Origin of the sequence: Shewanella submarina (assembly GCF_042646185.1) — a bacterium.
GTDB lineage: Bacteria > Pseudomonadota > Gammaproteobacteria > Enterobacterales > Shewanellaceae > Shewanella > Shewanella corallii.
On record NZ_JBHRTD010000006.1, the window covers coordinates 715,560 to 742,082 of the forward strand.

Consider the following 26,523-nt stretch of genomic DNA (forward strand, 5'->3'; position numbering starts at 1 on the left):
TTTCTGTATTAGAGTTGTGATAAACCATTCCCTTCCATGCAGGGAACTTCAACGCCGGAGCTGGGTCTCCGGCGTTTGAATGAACAGCAACACCCAAAATTTATTAAGAGAAAGAGGCTGTTTTGGCAAACTATATTGGAATAACCAAGGAACAGGGCCATGCCGCCCGGGGTAAAACCGGGGTTTTGTTGGTTAACCTGGGGACTCCTGACGAGCCGACCACACCGGCGTTGCGACGTTATCTGGCTGAGTTTCTGTCTGATCCCCGTGTGATTGAAGTACCTCGTCTGATCTGGAAAGCGATTCTGCACGGCATTATCCTGCGTACCCGTCCGGCCAAATCCGCTGAAGCTTACCGCGAAGTCTGGACAGAAGCGGGTTCGCCCTTGATGGATATCAGTGTGCGACAGAAGGTAAAGTTGCAAACTCTGCTCAGTGATTCCGGCTCAGAGGTCAGTGTGCATCTGGCGATGCGTTACGGTAATCCATCGGTCGCCAGCGTGATGCAGGATATGCAGCGACAGGGCATAGATAACATCGTTGTTTTGCCCCTGTATCCTCAGTATGCCGCGCCGACCACAGGGTCGGTATTTGATGCCATCGCCCTTGAGTTGATGAAGTGGCGCTATGTGCCTTCATTGCACTTTATTCACACCTATCACGACAGCAGCGAGTATATCGACGCACTGGCGGCATCAATTCAGCGTGACTTTGAGGCCAATGGCAAACCGCAGAAGCTGGTGTTGTCTTATCACGGGATGCCGGAAGATTATCTGAAGAAGGGTGATCCCTATTACTGCTTCTGTATGAAGACCAGTCGACTGGTCGCAGAAAAGCTGGGATTGGCTGATGATGACCATATGACCACGTTCCAGTCCAGATTCGGTAAGGCTGTGTGGTTGCAGCCCTACACGGATGAAACCATGAAGTCACTGCCCGCAAAGGGAGTGAAGGATGTGGCTGTGGTGTGCCCGGCATTCAGTGCCGACTGTCTGGAAACTCTGGAGGAGATCGCCGGTGAAAACCGTGAGTACTTCGAAGAGTCCGGTGGTGAGACCTTCCGCTATATTCCCTGCCTGAATGATGACGACCAGCACATCAGCATGATGGCGAGTCTGATAAAAGCTTACCTTTGATAACCCCTGGGCAGCCATTGCAGTAATGGCTGCCTTCTCCTGATACCCGTTAACTTCTCGGCTGGATTAGCTCAAGATAAAGCTGATTTTGCTGTTTCAAAGCCTGCCTGTCATTTCCCGGGTTTGATTGATGAAAGGCGTCAAATGCAGCCTGATTCTTCCATTCTGTGATCATGGTGACCTGGGGTTGATAGAGATAACCAAACAGCGAGTGTCCCTGATCCAGGTTCAACTTAACTTTCCCGCCAAATTTATTAATCCGGTCCAACTGTTGCTCCCGGAAGGTTGCAAATTTCTTATTATCTTTTGGCCAGTAGGCACTCAGTACATATATTTTTTCCGGGTTAAACTGCATGGTGATGTTCCGGGGAACATAGTAGTGAGTCATATTAAAGGTTGACCAGTGGTCGAATCGTCGGGAATGGAGGTCGGGCACAGCCTGTTCCAGGGTATCCAGATATCCGGCCCTGTCAGTCATATCCCCCGGCCAGCTTGCAATCGCCAGGGTATCCGGGAAGTAATTACCACTGATAGGCTTTCGGTTGATACGGAAAGCAATGACTGGCTCATACCCCATGGTTCGGGCCTTGGGGCCTACATCCCTGAAATACTGTTTCTGGTCTTGTCTGGTGCTTTCTATTGTGTTGAGAAACAGCAGGTCAATGACGTGATCTTTTTTCAGTATTACATTTGTTTCTGCGTAAGCCTCGGTTGTGCCCAGAAGCATGAGCAGTGGTAACAGCGTTGAGATGGTTTTGGTTGCAATTGAACGCATAATACATTTCCCCGTTTGACAGTCTGAATGTGAAATACAGGCCTTTTCCATGCTGGAAAGCAGGGTTTAAGCTAGCGCTTGCGGGGAAGGGGAGCACTAAGGTTTTGGTGAGAAAAAGGGTTAGTTTGTATCAGTTTGTAATACTGTAAAGAGGCGGGGCAGTAGTTATTTGCGCTGAGTGGCTGCCCCTGTCGAGTTTATTAATCAACAGCCCCTAATACTGACTTTCAAAATAGCTTTCGATAATCAGCACTGCGGATACGGCATCGACCTGATCTTTGGTCAGAGCTTTATATCCGCCCAGTTCAAACAGCCGGGCCTTGGCATCGGCGGTGGTCAGGCGCTCATCCTGAGTGGCAATTTTTACGCCGAAACGACCATTGATGCGGTTGGCAAATTTGCGCGCTCGCTGGGTCATCTCCTGCTCTGTACCATCCATATTCAAGGGCAAGCCAACCACCACCAGATCCGGTTGCCACTCTTTGAGCAGGGCTTCTATCTGTTCCCACCTGGGAATACCATCAACGGCTTTGAGTGAAGTCAGCGGCGAAGCGCTGCCGGTTAGCTGCTGGCCAATGGCGACACCAATGCTTTTGGTGCCATAGTCAAAGCCCAGAACGGTTTGTGTACTCATCTAACTCTCTTACTTTGTGAGATGGCAGAAAATATATTCCGCCCTTTAAACTGTTACGCGTGCCCGGTTTGTTGTGACATCTGCCAAACATCAAACCCCAGAGAACGGGTTGCCTGTTGCCATCTGTCTTCAAAAGGGACATTGAAAATGATTTCATTGGTTGCGGGAATGGTCAGCCAGGAGTTTTCTGCCAGCTCCTGCTCCAGCTGGTCTTTACTCCAGCCGGCATAGCCCAGAATAACCATCGCCTTATCCGGGGCCTTGTCTGTACCCAGGGAAGTCAGAATGTCTCGGGAGGTGGTCAACATCAGATCGTCGGTCAGACGTTCACTGTTGCTCCAGTTTGGCTGTGGCGTATGCAGTACAAACCCTCGCTCGGGATTGACGGGGCCACCGACCATGACTGGGTGATCCAGGCTGTCGTGATGCCTGATAACCGGTGCCTGCAGTTCCATCTGTTCCAACAGGTCAGCGACAGGGATCTCAAATGGGCGGTTGATAACCAGGCCCATGGCGCCTTTGCTGTCATGTTCACAGATGTAAACCACAGTGCGTTCAAAGAAGGTGTCTTCAAGGGACGGCATAGCAACCAGGAAGTGGTTGGTAAGACTTTGCATCATCATAAAACCCCCTTTACCGGTTATCAGCCGCCGGCAAGTTTGACCTGATAACCCAGCTTTTCGAGCAGTGATTTAAGTTGCTCACGGTTATCGGTCTGAATCTCGATATCAAACTCTTTGACTGTGCCACCACAACCACACTGCTTTTTCAGCTTTTGAGCCAGTGGCTTAAGCTCCTCTGAGCCCAGTCCCAGTCCTTTAATGACGCTGACTCCTTTACCTTTGCGGCCCTTTGAATCCCTGTGGATACGGACAATGCCATCTCCCTCGGGAACAACTTCTGCTTCAGGCTCAGGTTCGATGCGGCCCTTATCAGTGCTGAAGACTAAAGCGATATTGGGATCGATTCTCATAATGCTGCTTAATAGGGAATGATTGACTCAGCAGTGTAGCAAATTCACAAGCTTTCAGATACTGACTCATCAGTCATTCAGCGACTTGTAGATTGATGCCTAAAGTTTTAAGGTGAAAGGAGTTTTTATCTGGTTGCCCTGAAATCTGACCCGGTGTTTAAATAAATTTGCGCAAACTTCGGTCGATTTGCTGCACTTTTTCGTAATTCTATGGTCGAAGGGGGAACCGTTCCAATTTTCTGCATCGAATCAGGTGGGATATTTATGAAGAATATTATGCTTGCCGCTGTTGTGCTGATGCTCAGCGCCTGCAGCTCAATCAATACCAACTGGGATTACAACCCGGATGTTGATTTTAATCAGTTCAAAACTTTTGCCTGGGCGACATCTGTTAATGATGGCTCAGAGTATCACCTCGATGGCTTGATGGACGCCAGAGTCCGTAATGCTGTGGATGATCAGCTTGAGCTGAAAGGGATGAAGCAGGTGCCGATGGAAGAAGCTCAGCTGCTGGTGAACTACCTGACCAAGGTTGATACCAAGGTGGATGTGGACACCTTTACCACCAACTATGGTTACAACCCTTACTACCCATACTATGGTCCCGGTTGGGGCTGGGGTGGCCAGTGGGGACAAACCCACACTCAGGTGCGTGAATATAATGTCGGCACCTTGATTGTGGATCTGGTTGATGCCAAGACCAAACAACTGGTTTGGCGTGGCAGCATTGCTGACACCATTAAAGACCACAAAACGCCCCAGGAGCGTACCGCCTTTATCAACCAGGCTGTGGCTGACATTATGGCCAACTACCCGCCAAAGCCTGAGCAGTAATGCTCTGATAAATATATTGAAAAGCGACCTCATGGTCGCTTTTTTGTTTTTTGAAGGAGTCAGTCCAACATGCCCTGAATTAACTGCCTGAGTCTTCTGCCTGCCAGAGTTGATGCATCTGACCCGTGCTGGATCAGATCGACATTGGCGTGCCAGCTGAGGTTTTCCGCCTCTAAAGGGACCCTGACAAGTTTACCTGTGTTTACCGCTTCAATAGCTATATGTCTGGGCAACATGGCCCAGCCGAATCCTGAGATAGCCAGTTCATTCAACACATAGTAGTTATCCGCATACCAGACATCCGGTGACAGCGGCATATTAAAGGTGCTGCCAACCTCATTACGGGAACCTATCACCAATTGCCTGTGTAACTTGAGCTGCTCAAGGGGCACAGCCTCGCTGCTTGCCAGCAGGTGTTCCCGGCCAACCAGAACATCAAATACCACTGTCCCTATGCTGTCGAAGTGCAGGGCGGAGGGGTACTCGAGAGACGAGAACACCAGGCCGGTTCCTGCCCTGCCATGTTCAACCAGATCTATGATGTCGGAGCTGGAAGCCGCCAGCATTTCTATGGCGATACCGGGAAACTCCCGGGAGATTTCATCCAGTGCATGCAGCAGTTTTCTGACCGGAATGCCTTCATCCAGTGCCAGTGTCAGTTTTGCCGGCTGTTGACTTCCCAGTAACTGTATCTGCTGCTCCAATTTGCGCTGTTGAGCCAATACGGCTTTGGCATAGGGCAATAGCTGCCTGCCGGCGTCGGTCAGGACAGGGTAGCGTCCTTCGCGAATAAACAGGTTTTGGTCTGCATCGATTTCCAGGTTGATCACCTGTTGGCTGACGGCAGACTGCACCTTGCCCAGAGCTCTGGCGGCAGCAGAAAAGGAACCATGCTCAACAGTGGCGACAAAGCAGGCGAGTTGTTCAAGGCTATACATATCGATAAACCAGATGGTATCTAACTTTTAAGTATCATTATGCATGATGATAATGACAGGGTCTTGTGAATTTCCCTGTTTATGGAGTGATTGATATGCAACAAACCAAGGTGATGGGCACCAAAGAGAGAGTCTTTCATGCTGTGCTGTTTGAAGCGCTTGCTCTGTCCCTGATTATTCCCCTGACGGCGCTGATCACCGGCAAGGGGACCGGCTCTCTGGCTATGGTAGGTGTGGGCCTTAGCTTTTACACAGTTATCTGGAACTACATCTATAACGTCTGGTTCGATAAGACCTGCGTGGTGCCAAGGGACCAGCGCAGTCTTAAGACTCGTATTGCGCACACCATGGGGTTCGAGGGCGGTTTGGTATTTGTCACTGTACCGGCAGTTGCCTGGTTCCTGGATATCAGTCTGTGGGCAGCATTGGTGCTGGAAGCCGGGTTCCTGGTGTTTTTCTTTTTCTACGCCATGGTATTTAACTGGAGTTACGACAAAGCCAGAGCCAGATATCTGGCATCCAAAACAGCTGCTATCCAAAGTCGCAGCAAGGCAGAGTGTTGATTTCAACGGCATGGATGCCGTTTGTTTACCTGATTGAAAAATCGACGATTCCTTTGCACTCTCCCCGGGATTAAGCTATACCGGATTAAGGAGTTTTTCAGGAGACAAAAAGGATGAGTAAGTGGCCTCTGGCGCTGCTGTTATTCAGTTGCGCTCACAATGTACTTGCATGGTCAGACACAGATCTGGATGGTGTGCCGGACCTCAAGGATGCCTGTCCCGGAACGCCTAAAGGCCTGGCGGTACTGGCCAATGGCTGTACCAAAGAGCCCTTGAGCCAACTTTGTCTTCCCACCGACAGTGGCAATAAATATCCCTCAGATTGTGCAGCCGCTGCCCGGGTGGCCGTCCATTTCCTTACCGGCAGTGCTCAATTACCCCAGAATCAATGGGCGACACTGGCCGATATCGCGCGTTTTCTTAAAACCTATCCTGATACCCATATGCTGCTGGCCGGGCATGCAGATACTCAGGGGGGCGACAAGATCAATTTGCCCCTGTCGCTGGCGAGAGCCGAAACCGTCAAGCAGGTATTAATCGCGGACTATGACATTGGTGCAGAACGATTAATGGTATCCGGAGAGGGAAGTAGCATGCCTGCGGCAAGCAACCGGGATAATAAAGGCAAATATCTCAATCGCCGGGTTGAGTTTGTTATAAAAAGCAATTAGCTTTGTAACATCTTTTTACATGGTGGAGTAAATCATGAATGATCTAAATGGATTGATGGAGCAAGCTCCTGACTTAATTATGACTTATGGCATTAAGCTGATTTTTGCCATTATCATTTTTATAGTTGGTAAGTACTTCTCCAATCTGGCCCGTAAAATAACAGTTAAGCTACTGAAAAAGCGTAAGATAGATGACACGGTAGTCAGCTTTGTCGGTAATATTTCATGGGCGCTGGTATTTACCCTCACCATTATTGCCACTCTGGGGCAAATCGGTGTACAAACCGCTTCTCTGGTCGCTGTGGTGGGTGCCGCCGGTCTGGCTGTTGGCCTGGCGCTGCAGGGTTCACTGGCCAACTTTGCTGCCGGCGTGTTGATGGTGCTGTTTAAGCCATGCCGTGTGGGTAACTATATCGATGCAGCCGGTGTATCGGGCACTGTGGATGAGATCACCATCTTCTCTACCCGTTTGTTGACCCCGGATAATAAGGTTGTCGTTGTGCCTAATGCCGCCATTATGAGCGGTTCTATTACCAACTACTCTGCCATGGACACACGTCGTGTCGATCTGGTCATTGGCGTTTCCTATGATGCTGATATCAAACAGGCGAAGCAGATCCTGTGCGACATTCTGGAAAACAACCAGTACGTGCTGAAAGACCCTGCCTATACAGTAGCTGTGTCTGAATTGGCAGACTCTTCAGTAAACTTTGTGGTTCGCCCATGGGTGAAGACAGGCGATTACTGGGGAGCGTATTTTGAGCTGACAGAAACCATTAAGCTGGCGCTGGATGAGGCCGGTATTGGTATTCCATATCCTCAAATGGATGTGTATGTCAAAGAGACTCCTGCTGCATAAGATGTGCTCAGATAACGAAAAGCCGGCGATGACGCCGGCTTTTTTGTGTCCTCTGATTGGGCAGCAGTGCTGTAATCAGTGACCGTGTGTGTCTATCTCTGCCTGATAGTCAAAGGTAGGCATAGACCACTTGTATTTCAGGGCCAGCATGCGGAAGCTGAAGCCAAAGCTCAGACACATGATTAGATTCACCCACTCGGTGACACCCAGGTAGCTCAGGCCGATATAAAGACTGGCCGTCATCAAAGAGATAATGGCGTACAACTCTTTACGGAAGATCAGTGGCACCTGATTACACAGAATATCGCGGATAACCCCGCCAAACACACCGGTTACCACACCCATAACAACCGCGACCACAGGGCTGAAGCCAAGCGCCAGGGTTTTTTGAGCACCAATAATAGAGAACACTGCCAAGCCCAGCGCATCGATCGCCAGAAACAGTTTGGACAGATAACGCATCAAAGGAGCGATAATGACTGTCAGCAGCGATGCAAAAGCGATAGCGATCAGATAGTGGACATTCTCCACCCAGATAATGGGATAGTTGCCCAGCAGGATATCTCTCAGGGTACCGCCACCGATCGCTGTGGCACAGCCGATAATGACAACACCAAACAGGTCCATCTGCTTTCTGCCGGCCGCCAATGCGCCGGTCATAGCTTCGGCGAGAATACCGATTAACCAAAGAAGGCTGATGAATTGTGCTTCTTGCATGAGTACAGGACCTGTGACCAAAATGGAGGAGAATTTTGCCTTAAAATCTGCGACTCTCCAACAGATAAAATATAAAAATATACATTAGATTAACTAATCTAAATTATTTCGTTTGTTGGCGTTTTGTGCTGTTTTTATGGGTGTCTTGAGTAGTTGCAGATGCTTGGTTTATTGATGTGGCTAATGCTGTTGGTATTTTTATTTGCAATTATTGTGACTTGATCGCAAATTCGATGTTTGATTGATGTTTTTCCATGAATGCAACATTTACGGAACCCGAAATGATAGATTTTCGCAGTGATACAGTAACCCAGCCCACTGAGGCAATGCGTAAGGCGATGTATGCAGCCGAAGTCGGCGACGATGTTTATGGCGATGACCCCAGTGTCAATGAGCTGCAAAGCTATGCCGCCGGTCTGCTGGGCTTTGATGATGCCCTGTTTGTTTGCTCTGGTACCCAGGCTAATTTGCTGGCCCTGATGTCGCACTGTGAACGCGGCGATGAATATATCTGTGGTCAGCAGGCTCACAACTACAAATTTGAAGGGGGCGGCGCAGCTGTGCTTGGCAGTATCCAGCCTCAGCCACTGACTAATCTGGCTGACGGCACTATTGCCCTCGATTGTATTCGCAATGCCATTAAGCCTGACGATATTCACTTTGCCCGTACCAGACTGATCAGCCTGGAGAACACTATAGGTGGGATAGTGCTGCCGGAGTCTTTCCTGGCGGATACTCAGGCGCTGGCTTTTGAACACAGACTCAAAACCCACCTTGATGGTGCTCGCCTGGCCAACGCCGCAGTAGCCAGTGGCCGCAGCATGGCGCAGATCAGCGAGTACTTCGACTCGGTTTCTCTGTGTTTGTCCAAAGGGCTGGCGGCTCCCGTGGGTTCACTACTATTGGGTGATGAGAGGTTAATCGCGAAAGCCCGTCGCTGGCGTAAAATGTTGGGTGGCGGTATGCGTCAGGCCGGTGTCCTGGCTGCGGCAGCGAAACTGGCACTGACAGAGCAGGTTGAGCGTTTGGCTGAGGATCACGATAACGCCCGATTGCTGGCTACTGAGTTGGCGCAGATTGATGGCTTTGAGTTGGATATGGGGCGGGTGCAGACCAATATGGTATTCGCCAAAGTCGCCGAATCCATAGATGTGAAAGCGTTGGCGGCCGGTCTGCGGGAGCTGGGAATTTTGATCACCCCGGGCGCAACCTTGAGACTGGTGACTCACAAAGATATCAGCCGTGAAGATGTGGTTAAGACAGTACAGGCGATTAAATCCTGTCTGTGAGGTAGAGTCGGGGGCCAGTGGATTAAAGTGACTCCCGGTACTGACTTGGTGCAAGCTTCACCCTCACAGTGCAATAAAGCCAGCCTGAAATCGAGGCTGGCTTTTTATTTTATTGATTATATTGAGATTTAATCATTGGCACTGTTTCTGCAATTCCTTTACAGCAAAAGCAAGACTGCTGGTTTGTAAAGGAGGTCAAAATGAAGTTTTACAGTCGACACTGGGTTAAACCCGAGCATCTGAACCCTGCCAATACCTTGTTTGGTGGACAGATCCTGGCGTGGATTGATGAGGAGGCGGCGATATTTGCAGCCTGCCAGATGAAGAGTGAGCGCCATGTCACCAAGTTGATCTCAGAGATTAATTTCCTCCAACCCGCCCGTCAGGGGGATGTACTGGAGTTTGGTTTTGAGCTGGTCAGTATGGGGTCAAGCTCGATAACTGTGGCTTGCCTGGTGCGCAATAAAGTGACAGGGGAGCCCGTGGTGGCGATAGACAAACTGGTATTTGTCCACGTAGATGAACAGGGTAAACCGGCTCCCCATGGGATTAGAGCCAATGCTGCCTGATATCAGAGGCAGCAAATAGCATTACTGGCTCTTAACCTCTTCTTTAACTGATTTGACTGCGTCCCGGGATGCATGGCCAATGGCTTTGGTGGCATCCCGTGTCGCATGACCGATTTCCGTGGTCGCCTCTTTAGTGGCATGACCAATCTCTTTTCCCGCTTCCTTGAACTGGGCGCAGGCGGATAGGCCAGCAATCAAAAGCACAGGAATAATGATTTTCTTCATGGGTTCTCAACTCCTTCGAAAGTGATATCGCAGGAATATACCACTTTACTCACTGGCCTGATGGCATTAACAGCACAAAACCTGAACTGAAAAGCTGTCAGTCGGGCATAACCAGTATGGCATTGGCAATCGCTCGAGGCTTTCCTGAAGACGGCCGGTTTATTACCTTGTTATTAAGCCAGAGTGTGGATGAGCCACCACCGTCCAGGTTAATCGCATTCCATACGCTCAGCGTTAACAGCAGTGCCCTCAGGTCAGTAATACTGATCCCTGTGCTGTATCCCGGCTGTCTGCCATCAATAACCATCAGGATAATAGTGCCGTTTTGAGTTTGGGCGATGGTGCTGCGTGGATGCATGCCATCAATCCAAGAGGTAAGGTGCGCCTCTGGCCAGCCTTGCTCTGCTTCATACTGATTGCCGATGCCCTGTCTAATTAAAGTGGGGCCACTGCTCAGCACGTTTTCAGGAAACTGGTGCGCTCTGAGTATGGCTGCTTTCTTGCCAATGTATTGTTCCAGCTGTTCCCTGAAGAAACCCATAGCCAATATCAAAGGTTGAGAAACCCCCTCTGGTAAAGGTGATGTATCAAGACGGGAGAGCTGACCTTGTTTGATTTGATAAGCATCGACATCGGCTGGCAGGGCATCAACAGGAGTGTGCCAAAGTACCAGCTCATTGCTCTGCCTGCAGGTCATATCATGGCGGACTTTAGATGGCTGTGGGCCACAGTTGCGAACCAGGCCTGGTTTACGGTTGATACCGGTAAATTCAAGCTGGAGTTCGCCTCCCAGCCTGAGTCTGACAGGGGGCGCAGGCTCGGCGATGAAACTGATATTATCCTCGGGGCCTACAGCCACAGACGCCAGTGCGCCATTGGCTTCGCTGAGCAACTGGCCATCCAGAACCAAGGCTCCGACAGCATCGCCGGGAGTTCCATCCTGGCTTTGCATAACAAAGAATCCACCATTGATAGCAGCCAGTGCCCCGTGATGTTCGGCAATCTCAGGAAGAGTAGCCAGAGCTGGATAGGTATCGGCTGCCCCGGCCAGCTTGAGTCGACCTGTGAATTGAGCTGGTTCAAGCGCCAGCATATGCAGCTGCAAAGCTTGAGGGTTCTCAGAGCGCGCTGAAATCCCGGTTAAGCCGGGGCGGATATGAGAAACCTGCTGCAGTTGCCAACCTGATTGCACCAGTTGATCTGTCAGGGAAATGGGAGAAGCCTGCAGGTTAGTAGTAAGCAGAAGTAATATCAGCAGCGGAACTATCAAGGAAGAAAAAATGGGGGGCAGAGCCAGCCCCCCGAAGGCACAAGATGTGCAAGGGATAGAAACCGAGTTCATTTTAAACAGTTGGGTTTGGAGCTCACGCCTCTCCAGATGGATTGCAGATAACCTGTAGAGTCTTTGGAGACATTGAAAATCATCATGCCGCCTGTATAACCCCTGTCCATCGCGCATTTGGCAAGCTCTTTGGCGGTGGCTGAAGGCGTGCTGACCGTGCTTGCGCCAACGCCCAGTTTGGTTTTACTTACCCCAGCCTCAACATAGGGAGCCAGTCGTGACTCACAGGAGTTACCCCAGTAACTCATCTCCCAGCCATAGTCCAGGTTGTCGCCAAGCTTGTGGCCCTGCCAGTTGTTCTCAAAGTCATGTATATCGCGAAAGAGCGCCTTGGTGATGAGTTTGTCCGGCATCTTGCCCTTGATAACCCTGGTCACCATGGCAAGGGAGTCTCCATAGGTGTTGTCGCACTTGGAATACTCATCATCTATGTCTATGCCATCCAGACCATACTGGTCGACGGCGTCTTTCAGCACCTGGGCAAAATCGTTGGCCTGCTGCTCATTGGCAAAGCAGCTCCAGCCAGCATTCTGGTGATTTCCAAGGACATCTAGAATCACCTTGGTGCCCTGATCCTGAACCGCCCGCACCTTGTGCAACTGATTGTTGAGTAACTCTGAGACCTGTTGATTAAAGTGCAGAGAGGCTTTACGGGTATCTGCGTCAAAATTGATGTTGGCGGCAAAAATGACAGCAACATCAAACAGTGGCTCATTATCTTCCTGGTAGCAGGCGATATTGCCAAAGTCATTGCTGTTAACTTCAACATAGGCAACTTTCTTTTGGTTACGGCCGTCCAATCCGTCGCTGCCGCCGTCTGAGTCTAGTTTGGTTTTACACAGGGAAGACCCCAGAGTTCTCAGGTCGTAGCCGCTGCTGCTACAGCCATATCCTGAACCATCCATTGAAGCCTGGGCTGACAGTCGGCTTATCTCCCATGTCTCCAGCATGTCGCAAAGATTGCTCTGGCTGCCGTGGTGGCTGTCATTGGCTTCTTCATAGGTGACATGTTCTGTGCCGGAAGGGCAGGTGCCACCGTTGACTTTGTGGACGATTTTACAAACTGATTCACCCATTGTCTGGGATTGATTGGTTTCAACTTTACAGCCGTACCCCTTACCGTAGATACCTGCATTACCTCCCAGTCTGGAGATATACCAGTCGCCAAGTTCATCACAGATAGCCTCTTTATTAGCTTCTGCTTCACTGACGTTGACGTGGATAGAGCCTGCCGGGCAGGTCTCTCCCTGAGCCACAAAAAAGCTGGCTGCCATGGAGGAAGCCGTGAAACAACTAAGAACAAGATACATCGCGGATATTATTGATTTCATTATATTGTCTCCGGAGTAAGCGGATTTCTTAAGTGTACCTGATTATTCCCCATCAAAATGTAATCGATTACATTTTGATGGGGAATAATCCCTGAAACATCAGGCATTATTAATATTGCCGATTAGCTACTCACAATCAATAGTTTTGGATGAGAAATAATACACTTTTGTAACATTAATTTCCCAAGACTTTGGTTTTCAATTACTTGAGTATTTCCAGTCAAGCCTTATCCGGGTAAGTCTTTGGCTACATGACTTTGGGGATTAATGATTACTGTCGTAAGTGGCTGCCTCAACCTGTCAACGGGCTGGTGTCAGACCCGGGACGCAGTTGAGGCAACCTGTCACCTTATTTAAGGCAATTTGGTACCTGCTCGACTCCCTGCCACACTGACTGCAAGTAACCGTAGGAATCTTTGGTCAGGTTGAAGATCATCATGCCGCCCTCCAGATTATTGTCATCAAGACACTGGGCCAAATTTTTTGCCCTGGCAGAGGAGGTGATGATGGTGCTGGCGCCCACGCCCAGCTTGGTGTCAGACATGCCAAGCGTACGATATGCGCTGAGTCTGGCTTCACAATTACCACTCCAGTAACGCATGTCCCAGCCAAAGTCCAGCTGATCTCTCAGCTTATGGCCATTCCAGTCGGCCTGGAAATCCTTGAAGTCGGCAAACAGGGCTTTGGTGAGCAGCTTGTCCGGCATGGCATCGCGGATCGCTTTGACAACCATAGGGACAGACTCTTCATAGGTGTTGTCACACTTGGAGTATTCATCGTCAATATCGATGCCATCAAGGCCATACTTATCGACGGCGTCTTTTAGCTGGCCTGCAAAGTCTCTGGCGGAGTCTTCGTCGGCAAAGCAGGCCCAGCCGGCATTCTGATGATTACCCAGAATATCCAGCACCACTTTGGTGCCTTTGGCCTGTACCGCGCGGACGGTTTCAATATTATTCTCAAGCAGGTCAGTCACCTGATCATTGAGGTGCAACACAGCCTTTTGCTCACTACTGTCGTAATTAATATTGGCGGCAAAAATCACGGCAATATCAAACAGGGCTTCACCGTTTTGCTCAAAGCAGCCGACATTGCCAAAGTCATTATTATTGACCTCTACATAGGCAACTTTTCGTTGGGATGAATCGATACCTGAGTCTGCATCCACTGCGTCCAGTTTGTTTTTACACAAAGAAGCATTCAACTCGCCACTGCTTTGCCCAGTCGTCTTACAAAATCCTGTGGGACGGCTCATGCTGGCGTTGGCTGCCAGTTGAACCTCATCATCCCGGTTGAGCATGTTACACAGATTGTCAGCATCACCTTTGCTGTTGTCATTGGCTTCAGCGAGAGTGACGTGCTCTGTGTAAAATGGGCAGGCCTGGCTGTCTACCTTATAAACGGTTTTACAGGCGGAATTGGCCAACTGTTGTGGTTGATTCTGTTCGACCTTACAGCCATAGCCGTTACCAAAAATGGCGGCATTTTCACCCAGACGGGTAATATCCCAATCACCCATTTCGTCACAGATATCACTGCGGTTGGCGAGTGCTTCGCTAATATTGACGTGGATTGAACTCTCAGGACAACTTTCTCCCTGATTCAAAAAGAAGCCGGCTTCAGCCTGAGGGAAAGCCTGTGGCTGTGGCGCAGGCAGTTGCGCTGGGTCGTCGTTATTGTCTGAGCCGCAGCCAAATAAGCCAAGGGCCAGAATAAGTGGCGGTAGGGTTTTGAGTGTCATTTTTGTTGTTCTCCATTTCTGTCTCTTTTCATTCGTTATCAACTACAAATGAATGTAATCGATTACATTTTCTCCTCTGATACGGCATTGAGGTTTGTTTCTTCTGCGGCTCTGCTGATTGCTTAAAGCAGAGCCGGAATTTCAAACTCCATTTTTAGTGTTAAGGCTGGGGATTGGGCGGCTGAAGCTCTCCTCCTTTCACCAGCTGACTATGGCGGATGAAAGGTGAGGGCAGGGGGTGGCCGTTGAAGCTGAAGTCCCGGGAAGGGGATGATGAATGTTTTATTGTCAGAGTCTTGCCTGAGTCTTTCGGCTCAAGTTGCAGGGTGATCTCATCGAATGTCGGTTGGAACAGCGCATATTCAGGCACACCCGGAGTGACAGGGTAAAGTCCCATCATGGCGAACACCAACCAGGCTGACAGGGTACCTGCGTCGTCATTGCCCGGCAGTCCGCCTGCACTGTTGGTGTAATGCTCTGCTATCAGGGATTTGACCCTTGCTGAGGTGAGCGACTCCTGCCCTTCCAGATAGTTATAGAGAAACGGATAGGCAATATCCGGCTCATTGGCCATATCGAAATTATTGGTTGAGAAGGTGGCATTGAGCCGGTTCAGAAACTCAGACTCTCCTCCTGAAAGTTCAATCAGCCCGGGAATATCATGAGGTACATAGAATCTGTAGTTCCAGGCATTACCCTCGATATAGCCGGGAGCCGGTTCAAAGTTGCGGCCTAATTCAGGATCGTAGGGGGACAGCCAGTTCCCCTCGTTGTCTTTGGGTCTTAACATGCCTGTTGCAGGGTCATACAAGTTACGATAATTGAGTGACCTTTGATGGAAGTCGCGGGCAATGTCATCTTTGCCCAGGGCGCTGGCCAGCTGCGCAATGTTAAAGTCAGCCAGATAATACTCCAGGCTGGTGGACACACTGCCATCCCAGGGGCCTTCATTATCGACAGGTACATATCCCAGCTTCAAGTAGTCAGCGTTGTCCGGGCGCAGCGGGCTTTGGCGACTGTTGGCAGCTTTCAACATGAGTTCAAATGCCGTCTCTGAGTCAAAGTCTGTCAGGCCTCTCAGGTAGGTATCTGCCAGCATAATGGAACCGGGGTCCCCCACCATCACGCCGGTTTCCATGGCGGCCAACTCCCACTTGGGCAACCAGCCACTATTCTTGCCCATATTGACGGCACTGCGCGCCATCTGCAGTTGCAGCCCGGGATACACCAGGCTCAGCAAAGGATGCAGGTTTCTGTGGGTGTCCCACAGGGAAAACACACTATAAACCGGTTCATCACTCTGGCCTTTGCCTTGCTGTCCCATCAGGGGGTATTCACCATTCACATCAGATATCACGCTGGGGTGGATCAGAGTGTGATACAGGGCGGAATAGAACAGGGTTTTATCTTCCTCTTTGCCCTTTACCTTGATTCTGGACAGCAGCTTATGCCAGGCCTGCTTCGCCTGTTGATGGGTCTGCTGAAACTCAAAACCGGGTTGCTCGGCGTCAAGGTTTTCCCGGGCATTTTCGATGGATACAAAGGAGAGGCCGACTTTGACTTCCAGCGTCTGCTCAGGCAGTTGGTCAAAACTGAAGTAGGCTCCGAGGTTGTCACCGGCCATAGGGTAGGTGTAACCGGGGTAGGGCTTGTAACTGTCATTGAACTTCACCCAGTCGGCTTCCACATTCCTGTAGGCGGGCATCTTCTTAAAGGTGCCGAATTCAGTGGCGGCTTGACTGAAGCGAGCGACGAAGTAAACAGGGCGAACATCCTCTGCGTTGTAGCAGAAGGTGCCAACGGTACGTATCCCTTCTACTTCGGTGGCTGAGTTGATCTTCACCATGGCGCCGGTTTCGTTGGTCAGGCCCGCGCCTAGATTGAGCAGCACATTGGCCTTGCCTTCCGGGAAGCTAAAGCGGCTCAATCCTGTTCGCCGGGTGCTGGTGGCCTCTGCTTTTATGTCGTATTTATCCAGCATCACACTGTAGTAGCCGGGAGAGGCTTGCTCTTTGGACATTGGGCTGCCGTAGTTCTTGCTGTCCAGCTCAAGCTCCCCTGAGGTAGGCATAAGCTGAATCACACCAAACTCAGGGCAGCCGACACCACTTAGATTCAGGTGGCTGAAACCGGTAAGGAAGCGATTTTCATGGATGTAGCCTCTGGAATTCCAGGCATCGTCCTGCTCAGTTGGATTCAGGCCATCGCCGTGTCCGGCCACATTGTAGGGGGATACTGACACCAAAGAGTGCGGATATTGTGCACCCGGATGGGTGGCGCCGAAATTTGAGGTACCGATGAAGGGATTGACATAATCTACCTCCTGTTTCGTTTCGGAAGCTTGTGCCCACAGGGATATCTGCAGGCAGGAGGCAATGAGAATAGGCCGGGATTGCTTTTTCATTGTGGTTCTCCGGTCATGATAAACAGCAGTTCTCCACCTTTCATAATCTGGTCGTGGCGAAGGATAAAGCCCTTAAGAGGTTCACCGTTGAGCAGCACAGATTGAACATACACATTGTCCGGGCTTTGATTACGGGTGCGGATAGTAAAGTATTGGCCATTTCCCAGATCTATGTCGGCTGAGTCCACTTCAGGACTGCCCAGTACATACTCTCCTCCGACGGGATTGACCGGATAGAAGCCAAGGGCGCTGAACAGATACCAGGCTGACATCTGTCCGGCATCTTCGTTGCCAGCCAGACCGTCGTGTGACGGACGATAAAGCTCATCCATAATCCTGCGTACCAGCTTTTGGGTTTTATGGGGCTGGTCCAGGTATTGATAAAGGTAGGGCACATGGTGACTGGGCTCATTGCCATGCACATACTGGCCGATATAGCCTGAGATCCACTCTGGCATCTCGCCGCGCTGTTGGGCGTTGAACATTGCATCCAGCTTAGTGTCTACCCGGTTTGCTCCCCCCATCATGGTGATCATCCCGGGAATGTCCTGAGGCACGAAGAAACTGTACTGCCAGGCATTGGCTTCACAATAATCTTCAGGGTGATAGGCATCGGCATTAAAGGGGGTTTTAAAATGCCCATCTCTGCCTCTGGCCCGCATAAATCCTGATTCGGGGTCAAAGTGGTGGCGATAGTTGTTGGCGCGGCTGGCAAACTCACGGGTGATATCAATCTTGCCAAGGCCTCTGGCGAGCTGAGAAATAGCCCAGTCGTCAAAGGCGTACTCCAGTGTCAGCGACACATTCCAGGTCCGCTCCTCATGGGGGACATAACCAAGCTCTTTGTAGCTCTTTACTCCAAACTCATCCTGCATGGCACTTTGCAGTGCGGCGTTCAGTATGGCATCTCCGGACTCATCAGTAAGGCCTTTCATCCAGGCATCCACCAATACAGGTACAGAGTGATAGCCCATCATCATATCTGTTTCCTGCCCCTGGAAATTCCATACAGGTAATCGCCCGGCCACTCTGTAGTGCTGCATCAATGAGCTCATCATTTCCCGGGTCCTGTCGGGAGCTGTGATCGTCTTCCAGGGGTGAAGGGCCCTGAAAGTATCCCACAAAGAGAAGAACTCATATCTTGGGTGAGCAGAGGATTGGTGAATGCCACCATCCGGTCCCCGGTAGCGTCCATCTACATCCGAATAGATCCGCGGAGCCAGCGCAGCGTGGTAGGCAGCGGTATAAAACTGGGTCAGGTTATCCGGGCTGGCTGTAACTGTGACCCGGGACAGCTCCCGCTGCCAGGCCTGCTCGGCAGTTTGCTTTACCTCATCAAAGCCGGGAAAGGTTTTGTTTTCAGCCAACAGGTTGTGCATGGCTCCTTCAACACTGACAGAGCTCAGGGCTGTCTGAACCAACACCTCTTTGTCATGGCGGGTATTGAATTCAAACCAGGCATTCAGCTCTTTGGCTGAATAGCTCGGCCTGTGGGGCAGGGCCTGGTCGCCATCAAATACAGAGACCTGAGTGAAAGGTCTGGAGAAACGACTGACAAAGAAAACTTTCTGATCTTTGGCCCAGCCTGTAGAGAATCGATAACCGGCTATGGTTCTGTCATCCAGCAGTTGCAGCTGGGTGGCTGTGGTGTCGTCCCAGTTGCGACTGTAACCAAGGTCGAGCCTGACCGTCCCATCATCTGCAGACGCCGGAAAACGGTACTTTTGTAATCCGGTTCTTGGCCCGGCCGTCAGTTCGACATGGATATCATAGCTCTGCAGATAGACCTGATAGTATCCCGGGCTGGCGGATTCTTTGTCGTGAGTGAATCTGGATACCAGGGTTCCGGATTCCGGGCCCTCTTGGGTTATCTCCCTGTATTCAGGCCGGGTCAGTGGCATAAAGGAGATATCATAGAGATCCCCTGCACCTGTGCCGGACAGATGGGTATGGCTGAAGCCTGCAATGATATTGTCCGGATAATAGTAACCTGCTATCCAGTCCCAGCCGCCACGGCCATTATCCGGGCTGAGCTGCACCATGCCGTGGGGCACAGTGGCTCCGGGAAAAGTGTTGGCCTTACCTCCGGTACCGATAAAAGGGTCGACCCATTGCAACAGTTCATGTCCTGCAGAAGAGCCTGAGGGGAGATTCACCTCTTTATGGCTGCCATCACTGTCTTTGGTCTCTGTACCGCATCCACTCAGCAGTAACAGGAATGACAGAGACGCAGTTACAAGAGCCGACGGATTCATGCCTGTTGCTCTCCCTGTTGCATACGATTGAGACTATGCAGCACTTCAAAACAGGCACCCAGAGTGTGGTAATCGCACTTGGCACCAGCTGAACTTTTCTCATCGGAGAATTTAGTGTTGTTGCGCAGTAGCAGTCGGTACCAGGCTCCATAGGTGTGGTCGATCATATAATCCCAGCTGTATTGCCAAAGGGCGTTATAACGCTCCATCCAAACAGCTTCGTCTGTGACTTCATAAAGTAAGGCGGCGGCCGCAAGGCTCTCAGCCTGAACCCAGAAGTACTTCTCGTCATCACACCAGTCGCCATCGGGAGAGAAGCCGTATATTAAGCCTTTAAACTTGTCATCCCAGGCCTGCTCCCAGGCATGGTGAAACAGCATTTTGGCTCTATCCAGCAGCCAGGGCTCCGGGGAGTGGCGATGTAACTGCAGCAGCAACTTGGTCCACTCTGTCTGGTGGCCTGGCTGAAACCCCCAGGGACGATACAGGTTTTTGGGGTCATCTTTGTTGTAGTCCCAGTCTATATCAAAGGTATCTGTATAGTGTTCCCAAATCAGCCCCTGGGTGAGGTTGGCTTGTCTGACGGCGATGTTGTGGGCCAGAGTGCGGGCCCGGTCAAGATAGTGTGCTTTGCCTGTCGCTTCATAGGCGGCAATCATGGCTTCACAAAGGTGCATATTGGCATTCTGGCCGCGGTAGTTGCTCAGCACACCGTCCGGGCTGATCTCGTCGGCATACAGGCCATACTCTGCCTGCCAGAACCTCTCCTCCAGCAGCTCCCAAACCTGTTGCAGTTTGATATCAGTGTCGATAATTCCCGCCTTAAGCACTGAAGCATATGCAAGCAGTACAAAAGCGTAGCCATAGGCCTGCTGGGTCATATCCAGAGGTTGATGGTTATCCAGTGTCCAGGCATAAGTTCTGCTGTCTTTTTGCCAGTGAACCTGCTCCAGATAATCCAGCCCATGTCTCGCGATGTCGCGGAATGAATCTTGGTTGAACACCATACTGGCGGTGGCGTAATTCACTATGATACGGGTACTGCTCACCAGCTGTTTTAATGAGGTGTTGAACAGGCTGCCATCATCCTTGAAGTTCTGATGATAACCACCGGTTTCATCAACCACCTTGTCTGTGTAAAAGTTGAGGATCTCCTGACAGTGGGAAATCAGGAACTCTTTGCTGTAAAAATTCATTGTTGATTCCTCAGGGCCGTCAGGGAAGACACGGTTTCATTACCTGACAGAGCTTGTTGTATTTCGTTCAGCACAGCTAATGCCGGGAAGGCCCCGGGACGGGTAACGGCAAGCGCGCCGCAATGACAGGCAAAGGTCAGCAGTTCAATCAGTTTGGTTTGCAATGCATCCTGTGGCTCGGGTTCAGCCGCCAATGCGAACAGCAGGCCACCGATAAAACCATCACCTCCAGCTGTGGTGTCCACCGTAGTGACCCGGGGAGGATAGATAATGCCGCTGGTGTCCGGAGTGAAATACTCCAGCTCTTTACCTCCGTCGGTAATCATCAGCAGACGACAGTTGCCTTGGAAACACTGTTTGATAAAACGCTGAGGTTCGTCACCGGCGAGATATTCAAACTCTTCCCGGGAGAACTTAAGCAGGTTGGCACTGAGGACCAGTTCGTTGACCCGTTTTATATCCGCTTTGCCCGCAGGCCAGAGATTGTGGCGCAAATTGACATCAAAGCTGACCAGACAACCCTGATGTTTGGCCAGCTGCACAAATTGGCGGGTACTTTCAGCAATCTCTGATGTGGTCAGGGTGTTGCTGCAAAAGTGCACTATGGGTTGATTGCTGAACCATTGAGGTGACACCTGCTCTGGTTTGAGTACCATATCGGCGCTCTGATCCCGGTAGAAAGCAAAGCTGCGCTCGCCCTCTTCATCCAGGGTGACAAAGGCCAGTGCGGTTTTTGCCCTTGGATGGCACAGTAGTGCCTGTGTATCCACTCCATAGTGGTTAAGGGCTTCGCCAAGGAAGCGACCGAAACCGTCATTGCCCACCTGACCTGCAAACCGGGCTTTACCGCCCAACTTGGCGATAGCCACTGCGGCATTGGCAGGTGCTCCCCCTGGATATTGACGAAACTCATTCAGAGTCAGACCATCCTGCTCTGTCTTGCCCGTATTGAGAAAATCGATCAGGGCTTCACCAAAACACAGTACTTCTTTCATTTTACCTGGACTCCGGAACTTGGCCTTTGTTGCAGCCTGACAGCGCATACCATCCAATATAGAGATAACAAACTATCGGCACGAGAAAGCTGAGTTGCACACCGGCTGAATCAGCCACAAAACCCTGCAACAAAGGCAAAATGGCGCCCCCGACGATAGCCTGGCAAAGCAGGCCTGAGCCGCGACTGGTTAATGTACCAAGCCCACGAATTGCCAGCGTAAAAATCGTCGGGAACATAATTGAATTAAAGAAACCCACAGCAATGACGCTCCACATTGCCAGGCTGCCGCTACTGGATATTGTGGTTATCAGTAGTGTGATAGCGAACAGGGCATTGCCTGCAAGCACATAACGGGGGGAGACATATCGGGTTAGCGCTGCACCGACAAAACGACCGGCCATGGCGCTGCCCCAGTAGTAGGACACCAGCTGGCTGGCTTCATGCTCACCCAGCCCTCCCAGTTCAGGTGTGGCAAAGTAGTTCACCAGAAAACTGCCCACAGATACTTCGGCACCGACATATAGAAAGATACCCAGAGCCCCAAATATCAACCCCTTGTGTTGCCAGATGCTGCCTTGGGCATTGGTCTGTTGATGTTCGGAGTTCTGAATAACCGGCAGCTTGAGAAACGCGAAGCCAATCGCGGTGATCACCACAGCACCAGCAAGCAGCAGATAGGGAAGCTGAACTGATTTGGCATCAATATCGTCTGTGGGAACGGCACTGAAGATTAGCGCAGCGCCAAACAAAGGAGCCAGTGTATGCCCCAGAGAGTTAATCGCCTGGGCCAGATTCAGACGGCTGGCGGCCGTGCGTTCAGGGCCAAGTATGGCAACATAGGGATTAGCCGATACCTGCAGTATGGTAATGCCGGACGCCAGCACAAACAGACCCACAAGAAACACTGCGTAGATCTCTACCTCGGCGGCAGGATAAAAAATCAGACATCCCACAGCTATGGTGCCAAGTCCTGTAAGTATCCCTTTGATGTAACCTATCTTTTCAATCAACTTGCCCGCAAAGGGCGAGATGATGAAGTAAGCGCCAAAGAAGCAGAATTGCACCAACATCGCCTGGGTATAGTTAAGCTCGAATGATGCCTTTAAATGAGGGATCAGGATGTCATTCAGTGCGGTAATAAAGCCCCAGATAAAGAACAGTGTGGTCATTGCGGCAAATGCCAGTTGGCTGGCGGAGCCTTTGACCTGAGTAGACTGCTCGCTTGTTTGCATCATAGCCATGGTCGGAGTCTCTTGGTTGTTATTCTCGGTGAGTGTCTGCAGACGCATCTGTGGAGGACACGTTGGACATCGAATAAGGCAGATCCCGGGTTGAGGTGCCTCTTTGTTTATTCGGGGTATCAGACATGGTGAATGTCAGCTCGCCCCCCTGCAGCAGCTCCCTGTGAGATAACCAGTTGTGGCTGTAGGCTCTGCCATTGAAAGAAAGTGACTGAATATAGGGGGTTGTTGCTGAGTTGCCTGAGGCAGAAATTGTCAGCTTCTTATCACCCGGCAGAGTCATGGTGACCTTGTTGAACAGGGGAGAGCCGATAACGTATTGATCTGTGCCTGGAGTCACTGGGTAGAAGCCCAGCGCGCTGAAAACATACCAGGCCGAGGTCTGGCCATTGTCCTCATCGCCGCAATAACCGTCGGGTGTCGGGGCATATAAGGTATCCATTACCCTGCGCAGCTTTTGTTGCGCTTTCCAGGGCTGAGCTGCGTGGTTATACAGGTAGATCATATGTTGGATGGGCTGATTGCCATGGGCATAGTTCCCCATATTGACTATCTGCATCTCACGGATCTCATGGATGGTGAAACCATAATAGGAATCGTCAAACAGCGGCGGCATCTCGAACACCTGATCCAGCTTTTGAGCAAATTTATCCCGGCCACCCATCAGGTCGATCAATCCCTGAGTGTCATGAAATACCGACCAGGTGTAGTGCAGGGCATTGCCTTCGGTAAAGGCATCTCCCCACTTAAGTGGATTGAAGGGCGTCTGAAATTCGCCATTCTGGTTCTTGCCCCGCATCCAGCCGGTTTCAGTGTCAAAAAGGTTTTTGTAGTTGAGGGATCTTTGCTGGAATAGCTCGGCGTCTTCCGCTTTGCCCAGTGCCCGGGCGAGCTGATAGAGATTAAAGTCAGCAAAGGCATATTCCAGGGTGCGGGCGGCATTCTCATGGATGCCAACATCATAGGGAACATAGCCCAGGGTGTTGTAGTAATTAACCCCTTCCCGGCCGACAGAGGTCATGGGGCGGTCGTCATTCACTTCGGCGTTTTTCAATGCCGCTTCATAGAGGGTTTCAATATGTGGGTGCCCCACTCCTTTAAGGTAGGCATCGGCAATATTGATAGCTGAATTGGAGCCTATCATCACGTTTCTGTGGCCCGGACTGGCCCATTCAGGCAACCAGCCCGATTCCAGATAGGTGTTGGCCAGCCCCTCCATCACCTTCTCATTCAGCTCAGGATACATAAGGTTGAAAAAGGGAAATACGGCGCGAAAGGTGTCCCAAAAGCCGTTGTCCGTGAACATGTAACCGGGTAGCACTTTGCCGTTGTAGGGGCTGTAGTGAATCACTTTGCCCTGAGCGTCATACTCATAAAAGCTGCGGGGGAACAGCAGTACCCGGTACAGTGCCGAATAGAAGGTACGCTTGGCATCGAGGTTGTCGTCCTCAATCTCAATTCGCCCCAGCTCTTGCTGCCAGCGTTCAGCGCCTTTTTGTCGTGTCACCTCGAAGCTGTCGTTTGCCAGCTCCCGCTTCAGATTCAGCAATGCCTGATCGTGACTGATAAAAGAGGAGGCGACTTTAACACCCACCTGTTCGCCCCTTTCTGTGGCGAAGCGCACTATGGCCCCGGTGTGGTCACCTGATTGCTCAAGCGAATCTTTATCCAGTTGCCAATCGTCGGTCCAAGTATGAACCTGCTCAAAATCCTTATCAAATTCCAGCACAAAGTAGTTGTGGAAGTTGTCTGGCACACCGCCGTGATTATTGCGGGAGTAGCCTATAATCTGGCGTTGCTCAGGTAAGATCTTCACCATAGAGCCTTTGTCGAAGGCATCCAGCAAGATATAAGCAGCATCTGTTTGGGGGAAAGTAAACCTGAATTGTGCAGCCCGCTCAGTAGGGGTGACTTCGGCCGTCACATCGTAATCGGCCAGATAGACACTGTAATAGTTGGGCCTGGCGACTTCGGCTTTATGGGAAAACCAGGAGGCCCGGGCGTCTTCCTGAAACTTCAGCTCACCTGTGACCGCCATCAGTGAAAAGGCACCATAGTCATTCAGCCAGGGACTGGGTTGATGGGTTTGCTTTATGCCGCGGATCTTGTTGTCATCATATTTGTAGGTCCAGCCATCCCCCATTGGAGCGGTCATCGGCGTCCAGAAGTTCATCGCCCACGGCAGAGCTATGGCGGGGTAGGTGTTGCCATTGGACAGCTCAAAGGTTGAGTCTGTCCCCATCAGTGGGTTCACCAATGACAGTGGGCTATCTGGCTGCTTTTGTTCAACCTGCTCGCTGCAACCTGTACAGGAAAAAAGCCAGATAGCGCCAACCAAGGCGCTTTTAATCAATGGCTTGTTGGATAAGACTGGGTTCAACATGACATTCCTTTTGTGTCGTTTTTAAGTGTCAAATGTTACGCAGTTATTAAAAAGTAACCGATTACATTTTGTGATACCAGCTATATTTACAATTTGCAAACAGGTCGGGCTTGTGTAATATCGCCCTTGGATTGATAAAACCCCCGTCACATCTGGATTTTGAAGGGGTAAAGCTTTTCAGGTTGCGATTTCCTTGATCATGAGGAATATTCGTCAACTTAAATGGATGTAACGTTTTCATAATATGGAGGAGGTTGCTAAGTGCCTAATATTAAACAGGTAAGTCAGTATGCTGGCGTGTCTACGGCAACAGTATCCAGAACTCTCAAGAACCCTGAGGTTGTTAGCCCCAAAACCCGGGAAAAAGTCCTTAATGCGGTCAAGGCTGTGGGTTACCGCCCCAATTGGTTGGCTGCCAGCGTTAAGAGTGGACGCTCCAACTCAATTGTGGTGCTTGTCCCCAACCTGGTTAATCCCTTCTTTATGAGGATAGTTGAGGGAATTGAAAAAACCGCACAGGAGTACGGATACTCTGTGCTGCTGGGGGATACACAGGGCAATGCAGAGCTGGAGCACCAATATGCTTCTATGGTGCTCAGCAACCGTGCTGACGGCCTTATTCAGTTGGACCATTCATACCCTTTTTCTGAGCTGGATGCGGAGTTGGGGGCCGATATCGCCATGGTCAGTGTGTGTGAAAGAATCAAGGGAGACCATGGATTTCCCTGCATCGAACTGGACAACCATGGCGCCTGTCGGGCCTTAACCCACCACCTGATTAACTATGGCCATCGCAGCTTTGGGGTGATAGCCGGACAGATTGACAGCCAGATCCACAGAGACAGATTGGCCGGGATTAAAAGCGTTCTGGACGAAGAGGGCATCATCTTTACTGACCAGATGTTGGTTGGCTCCAGCTACAGTATTGAAAACGGTATCAAAGGCGCCCGGGAATTGATGGAACTGGAGCAGCCTCCAACGGCGATAGTCTGTTTCAATGACGATATCGCTATCGGTGCGATTCATGCGCTAAAGTCTATGGGAAAGCGGGTTCCAGAGGATGTTTCCGTCGTGGGGTTCGATAATATTCCTGTCACCCCGTACATGGATCCCCCTCTGACCACCGTGGACCAACCCGCTTTGGAAATGGGTAGAAGGGCGATGGATATGTTGCATCAAATGATGAGTGACAAGCCTCTCAGCCGGCGTCGAGAGCTGCTTCCTTTCCGGTTGCTGGAACGAGCCAGTTCGGGTCCAGTGCCTCAATAGATTGATTTAATTAACGATAAAAGCCCCACCGCTGAGTGGGGCTTTTTATTTTTACGGATTTGTTAAAAAAAAGTTGACGCCGTTAATTTTGGTTATTTATCATCCAAGGGCTGATGTAAACGATTACAGTTTGTTTGCAGAGGGATGAAACATACAGCAGGTACTAAGCTATCTAGTTGTT

Annotated in this window: 24 protein-coding genes; 8 read left to right on the forward strand and 16 right to left on the reverse strand. The window is 50.7% G+C overall.

Annotation, left to right across the window (positions count from 1 at the left end; genetic code table 11):
• The first annotated feature begins 122 nt into the window (after positions 1–122).
• Complete coding sequence (gene hemH, locus ACFOE0_RS06175) at positions 123–1,136, forward strand: ferrochelatase (RefSeq protein WP_248935002.1); 1,014 nt, start codon at positions 123–125, stop codon at positions 1,134–1,136.
• Positions 1,137–1,185: 49 nt separating this feature from the next.
• Here hemH and ACFOE0_RS06180 read toward each other — a convergent pair whose 3' ends face one another.
• The 4 genes from ACFOE0_RS06180 to yciH form a co-directional block, all read right to left on the reverse strand.
• The gene (locus ACFOE0_RS06180) at positions 1,186–1,911 is read right to left on the reverse strand and encodes a hypothetical protein (protein WP_248935001.1); all 726 of its coding nucleotides are present in this window, start codon (positions 1,909–1,911) and stop codon (positions 1,186–1,188) included.
• Between the two features lie 214 nt (positions 1,912–2,125).
• Positions 2,126–2,545, reverse strand: a complete 420-nt coding sequence (ruvX, locus tag ACFOE0_RS06185) for a Holliday junction resolvase RuvX (RefSeq protein WP_248935000.1) — start codon at positions 2,543–2,545, stop codon at positions 2,126–2,128.
• Positions 2,546–2,598: 53 nt separating this feature from the next.
• Entirely contained in the window at positions 2,599–3,162 is a 564-nt protein-coding gene (locus ACFOE0_RS06190) for a YqgE/AlgH family protein (RefSeq protein ID WP_248935526.1), read from the reverse strand.
• A 26-nt stretch (positions 3,163–3,188) separates the two neighbouring features.
• Complete coding sequence (gene yciH, locus ACFOE0_RS06195; RefSeq protein ID WP_248934999.1) at positions 3,189–3,518, reverse strand: stress response translation initiation inhibitor YciH; 330 nt, start codon at positions 3,516–3,518, stop codon at positions 3,189–3,191.
• A 264-nt stretch (positions 3,519–3,782) separates the two neighbouring features.
• Between yciH and ACFOE0_RS06200 the strand changes: the two genes are divergently transcribed.
• On the forward strand, positions 3,783–4,352 hold the full coding sequence (locus ACFOE0_RS06200; protein WP_248934998.1) for a DUF4136 domain-containing protein: 570 nt from the start codon (positions 3,783–3,785) through the stop codon (positions 4,350–4,352).
• 59 nt (positions 4,353–4,411) lie between these two features.
• On the opposite strand, the gene ACFOE0_RS06205 is transcribed toward ACFOE0_RS06200, so the two are convergent.
• Positions 4,412–5,290, reverse strand: a complete 879-nt coding sequence (locus tag ACFOE0_RS06205; RefSeq protein ID WP_248934997.1) for a LysR family transcriptional regulator — start codon at positions 5,288–5,290, stop codon at positions 4,412–4,414.
• Positions 5,291–5,403: 113 nt separating this feature from the next.
• Here ACFOE0_RS06205 and ACFOE0_RS06210 point away from each other — a divergent pair, with 113 nt between their 5' ends.
• The 3 genes from ACFOE0_RS06210 to ACFOE0_RS06220 all read left to right on the forward strand — a co-directional run bounded on the left by ACFOE0_RS06210 (position 5,404) and on the right by ACFOE0_RS06220 (position 7,383).
• Positions 5,404–5,853: a PACE efflux transporter gene (locus tag ACFOE0_RS06210; RefSeq protein ID WP_248935525.1), complete on the forward strand. Its 450-nt coding sequence runs from the start codon at positions 5,404–5,406 to the stop codon at positions 5,851–5,853.
• A 113-nt stretch (positions 5,854–5,966) separates the two neighbouring features.
• A complete protein-coding gene (locus tag ACFOE0_RS06215; protein ID WP_248934996.1) occupies positions 5,967–6,524 on the forward strand; it encodes an OmpA family protein in 558 nt (185 codons plus the stop codon).
• A gap of 34 nt (positions 6,525–6,558) precedes the next feature.
• The gene (locus tag ACFOE0_RS06220) at positions 6,559–7,383 is read left to right on the forward strand and encodes a mechanosensitive ion channel family protein (RefSeq protein ID WP_115135692.1); all 825 of its coding nucleotides are present in this window, start codon (positions 6,559–6,561) and stop codon (positions 7,381–7,383) included.
• A 75-nt stretch (positions 7,384–7,458) separates the two neighbouring features.
• On the opposite strand, the gene ACFOE0_RS06225 is transcribed toward ACFOE0_RS06220, so the two are convergent.
• Positions 7,459–8,100, reverse strand: coding sequence for a trimeric intracellular cation channel family protein (locus tag ACFOE0_RS06225; protein ID WP_115135691.1), 642 nt, complete (start codon positions 8,098–8,100; stop codon positions 7,459–7,461).
• 281 nt (positions 8,101–8,381) lie between these two features.
• Between ACFOE0_RS06225 and ltaE the strand changes: the two genes are divergently transcribed.
• A complete protein-coding gene (gene ltaE / locus ACFOE0_RS06230; protein WP_248934995.1) occupies positions 8,382–9,389 on the forward strand; it encodes a low-specificity L-threonine aldolase in 1,008 nt (335 codons plus the stop codon).
• Positions 9,390–9,589: 200 nt separating this feature from the next.
• Positions 9,590–9,958, forward strand: coding sequence for an acyl-CoA thioesterase (locus ACFOE0_RS06235; RefSeq protein ID WP_248934994.1), 369 nt, complete (start codon positions 9,590–9,592; stop codon positions 9,956–9,958).
• 21 nt (positions 9,959–9,979) lie between these two features.
• On the opposite strand, the gene ACFOE0_RS06240 is transcribed toward ACFOE0_RS06235, so the two are convergent.
• The 10 genes from ACFOE0_RS06240 to ACFOE0_RS06285 all read right to left on the reverse strand — a co-directional run bounded on the left by ACFOE0_RS06240 (position 9,980) and on the right by ACFOE0_RS06285 (position 25,073).
• Positions 9,980–10,183 (reverse strand): hypothetical protein, encoded by a 204-nt coding sequence (locus ACFOE0_RS06240; RefSeq protein ID WP_248934993.1) that lies wholly within the window; start codon positions 10,181–10,183, stop codon positions 9,980–9,982.
• A 97-nt stretch (positions 10,184–10,280) separates the two neighbouring features.
• Positions 10,281–11,375, reverse strand: a complete 1,095-nt coding sequence (locus ACFOE0_RS06245) for a phosphodiester glycosidase family protein (protein WP_248934992.1) — start codon at positions 11,373–11,375, stop codon at positions 10,281–10,283.
• A gap of 146 nt (positions 11,376–11,521) precedes the next feature.
• Entirely contained in the window at positions 11,522–12,799 is a 1,278-nt protein-coding gene (locus ACFOE0_RS06250) for a glycosyl hydrolase family 18 protein (RefSeq protein WP_248934991.1), read from the reverse strand.
• A gap of 406 nt (positions 12,800–13,205) precedes the next feature.
• Positions 13,206–14,597 carry a glycosyl hydrolase family 18 protein gene (locus ACFOE0_RS06255; RefSeq protein WP_248934990.1) on the reverse strand — a complete coding sequence of 464 codons (1,392 nt, stop codon included), beginning with the start codon at positions 14,595–14,597 and terminating at the stop codon, positions 13,206–13,208.
• 160 nt (positions 14,598–14,757) lie between these two features.
• Positions 14,758–17,001: a GH92 family glycosyl hydrolase gene (locus ACFOE0_RS06260; RefSeq protein ID WP_248934989.1), complete on the reverse strand. Its 2,244-nt coding sequence runs from the start codon at positions 16,999–17,001 to the stop codon at positions 14,758–14,760.
• On the reverse strand, positions 16,998–19,256 hold the full coding sequence (locus ACFOE0_RS06265; protein ID WP_248934988.1) for a GH92 family glycosyl hydrolase: 2,259 nt from the start codon (positions 19,254–19,256) through the stop codon (positions 16,998–17,000). The genes ACFOE0_RS06260 and ACFOE0_RS06265 overlap by 4 nt, the downstream gene beginning before the upstream one ends.
• On the reverse strand, positions 19,253–20,452 hold the full coding sequence (locus ACFOE0_RS06270) for an AGE family epimerase/isomerase (protein ID WP_248934987.1): 1,200 nt from the start codon (positions 20,450–20,452) through the stop codon (positions 19,253–19,255). The genes ACFOE0_RS06265 and ACFOE0_RS06270 overlap by 4 nt, the downstream gene beginning before the upstream one ends.
• Positions 20,449–21,447, reverse strand: coding sequence for a carbohydrate kinase family protein (locus tag ACFOE0_RS06275; RefSeq protein WP_248934986.1), 999 nt, complete (start codon positions 21,445–21,447; stop codon positions 20,449–20,451). Before ACFOE0_RS06275 ends, ACFOE0_RS06270 begins: the two co-directional genes overlap by 4 nt.
• Before the next feature lies 1 nt (position 21,448).
• Positions 21,449–22,690, reverse strand: a complete 1,242-nt coding sequence (locus tag ACFOE0_RS06280) for a sugar MFS transporter (protein WP_248934985.1) — start codon at positions 22,688–22,690, stop codon at positions 21,449–21,451.
• A gap of 19 nt (positions 22,691–22,709) precedes the next feature.
• The gene (locus ACFOE0_RS06285; protein ID WP_248934984.1) at positions 22,710–25,073 is read right to left on the reverse strand and encodes a GH92 family glycosyl hydrolase; all 2,364 of its coding nucleotides are present in this window, start codon (positions 25,071–25,073) and stop codon (positions 22,710–22,712) included.
• A gap of 261 nt (positions 25,074–25,334) precedes the next feature.
• Here ACFOE0_RS06285 and ACFOE0_RS06290 point away from each other — a divergent pair, with 261 nt between their 5' ends.
• Positions 25,335–26,342, forward strand: coding sequence for a LacI family DNA-binding transcriptional regulator (locus ACFOE0_RS06290; protein WP_248934983.1), 1,008 nt, complete (start codon positions 25,335–25,337; stop codon positions 26,340–26,342).
• Positions 26,343–26,523: the final 181 nt, after the last annotated feature.

Coding starts and splice junctions, on each gene's coding strand:
- ACFOE0_RS06180 (WP_248935001.1), bottom strand. CDS start 1,911: ATGCGTTCAATTGCAACCAAAACCATCTCAACGCTGTTACCACTGCTC.
- ruvX (WP_248935000.1), bottom strand. CDS start 2,545: ATGAGTACACAAACCGTTCTGGGCTTTGACTATGGCACCAAAAGCATT.
- ACFOE0_RS06190 (WP_248935526.1), bottom strand. CDS start 3,162: ATGCAAAGTCTTACCAACCACTTCCTGGTTGCTATGCCGTCCCTTGAA.
- yciH (WP_248934999.1), bottom strand. CDS start 3,518: ATGAGAATCGATCCCAATATCGCTTTAGTCTTCAGCACTGATAAGGGC.
- ACFOE0_RS06200 (WP_248934998.1), top strand. CDS start 3,783: ATGAAGAATATTATGCTTGCCGCTGTTGTGCTGATGCTCAGCGCCTGC.
- ACFOE0_RS06205 (WP_248934997.1), bottom strand. CDS start 5,290: ATGTATAGCCTTGAACAACTCGCCTGCTTTGTCGCCACTGTTGAGCAT.
- ACFOE0_RS06210 (WP_248935525.1), top strand. CDS start 5,404: ATGGGCACCAAAGAGAGAGTCTTTCATGCTGTGCTGTTTGAAGCGCTT.
- ACFOE0_RS06215 (WP_248934996.1), top strand. CDS start 5,967: ATGAGTAAGTGGCCTCTGGCGCTGCTGTTATTCAGTTGCGCTCACAAT.
- ACFOE0_RS06220 (WP_115135692.1), top strand. CDS start 6,559: ATGAATGATCTAAATGGATTGATGGAGCAAGCTCCTGACTTAATTATG.
- ACFOE0_RS06225 (WP_115135691.1), bottom strand. CDS start 8,100: ATGCAAGAAGCACAATTCATCAGCCTTCTTTGGTTAATCGGTATTCTC.
- ltaE (WP_248934995.1), top strand. CDS start 8,382: ATGATAGATTTTCGCAGTGATACAGTAACCCAGCCCACTGAGGCAATG.
- ACFOE0_RS06235 (WP_248934994.1), top strand. CDS start 9,590: ATGAAGTTTTACAGTCGACACTGGGTTAAACCCGAGCATCTGAACCCT.
- ACFOE0_RS06240 (WP_248934993.1), bottom strand. CDS start 10,183: ATGAAGAAAATCATTATTCCTGTGCTTTTGATTGCTGGCCTATCCGCC.
- ACFOE0_RS06250 (WP_248934991.1), bottom strand. CDS start 12,799: ATGGCAGCCAGCTTTTTTGTGGCTCAGGGAGAGACCTGCCCGGCAGGC.
- ACFOE0_RS06255 (WP_248934990.1), bottom strand. CDS start 14,597: ATGACACTCAAAACCCTACCGCCACTTATTCTGGCCCTTGGCTTATTT.
- ACFOE0_RS06260 (WP_248934989.1), bottom strand. CDS start 17,001: ATGAAAAAGCAATCCCGGCCTATTCTCATTGCCTCCTGCCTGCAGATA.
- ACFOE0_RS06265 (WP_248934988.1), bottom strand. CDS start 19,256: ATGAATCCGTCGGCTCTTGTAACTGCGTCTCTGTCATTCCTGTTACTG.
- ACFOE0_RS06270 (WP_248934987.1), bottom strand. CDS start 20,452: ATGAATTTTTACAGCAAAGAGTTCCTGATTTCCCACTGTCAGGAGATC.
- ACFOE0_RS06275 (WP_248934986.1), bottom strand. CDS start 21,447: ATGAAAGAAGTACTGTGTTTTGGTGAAGCCCTGATCGATTTTCTCAAT.
- ACFOE0_RS06280 (WP_248934985.1), bottom strand. CDS start 22,690: ATGGCTATGATGCAAACAAGCGAGCAGTCTACTCAGGTCAAAGGCTCC.
- ACFOE0_RS06285 (WP_248934984.1), bottom strand. CDS start 25,073: ATGTTGAACCCAGTCTTATCCAACAAGCCATTGATTAAAAGCGCCTTG.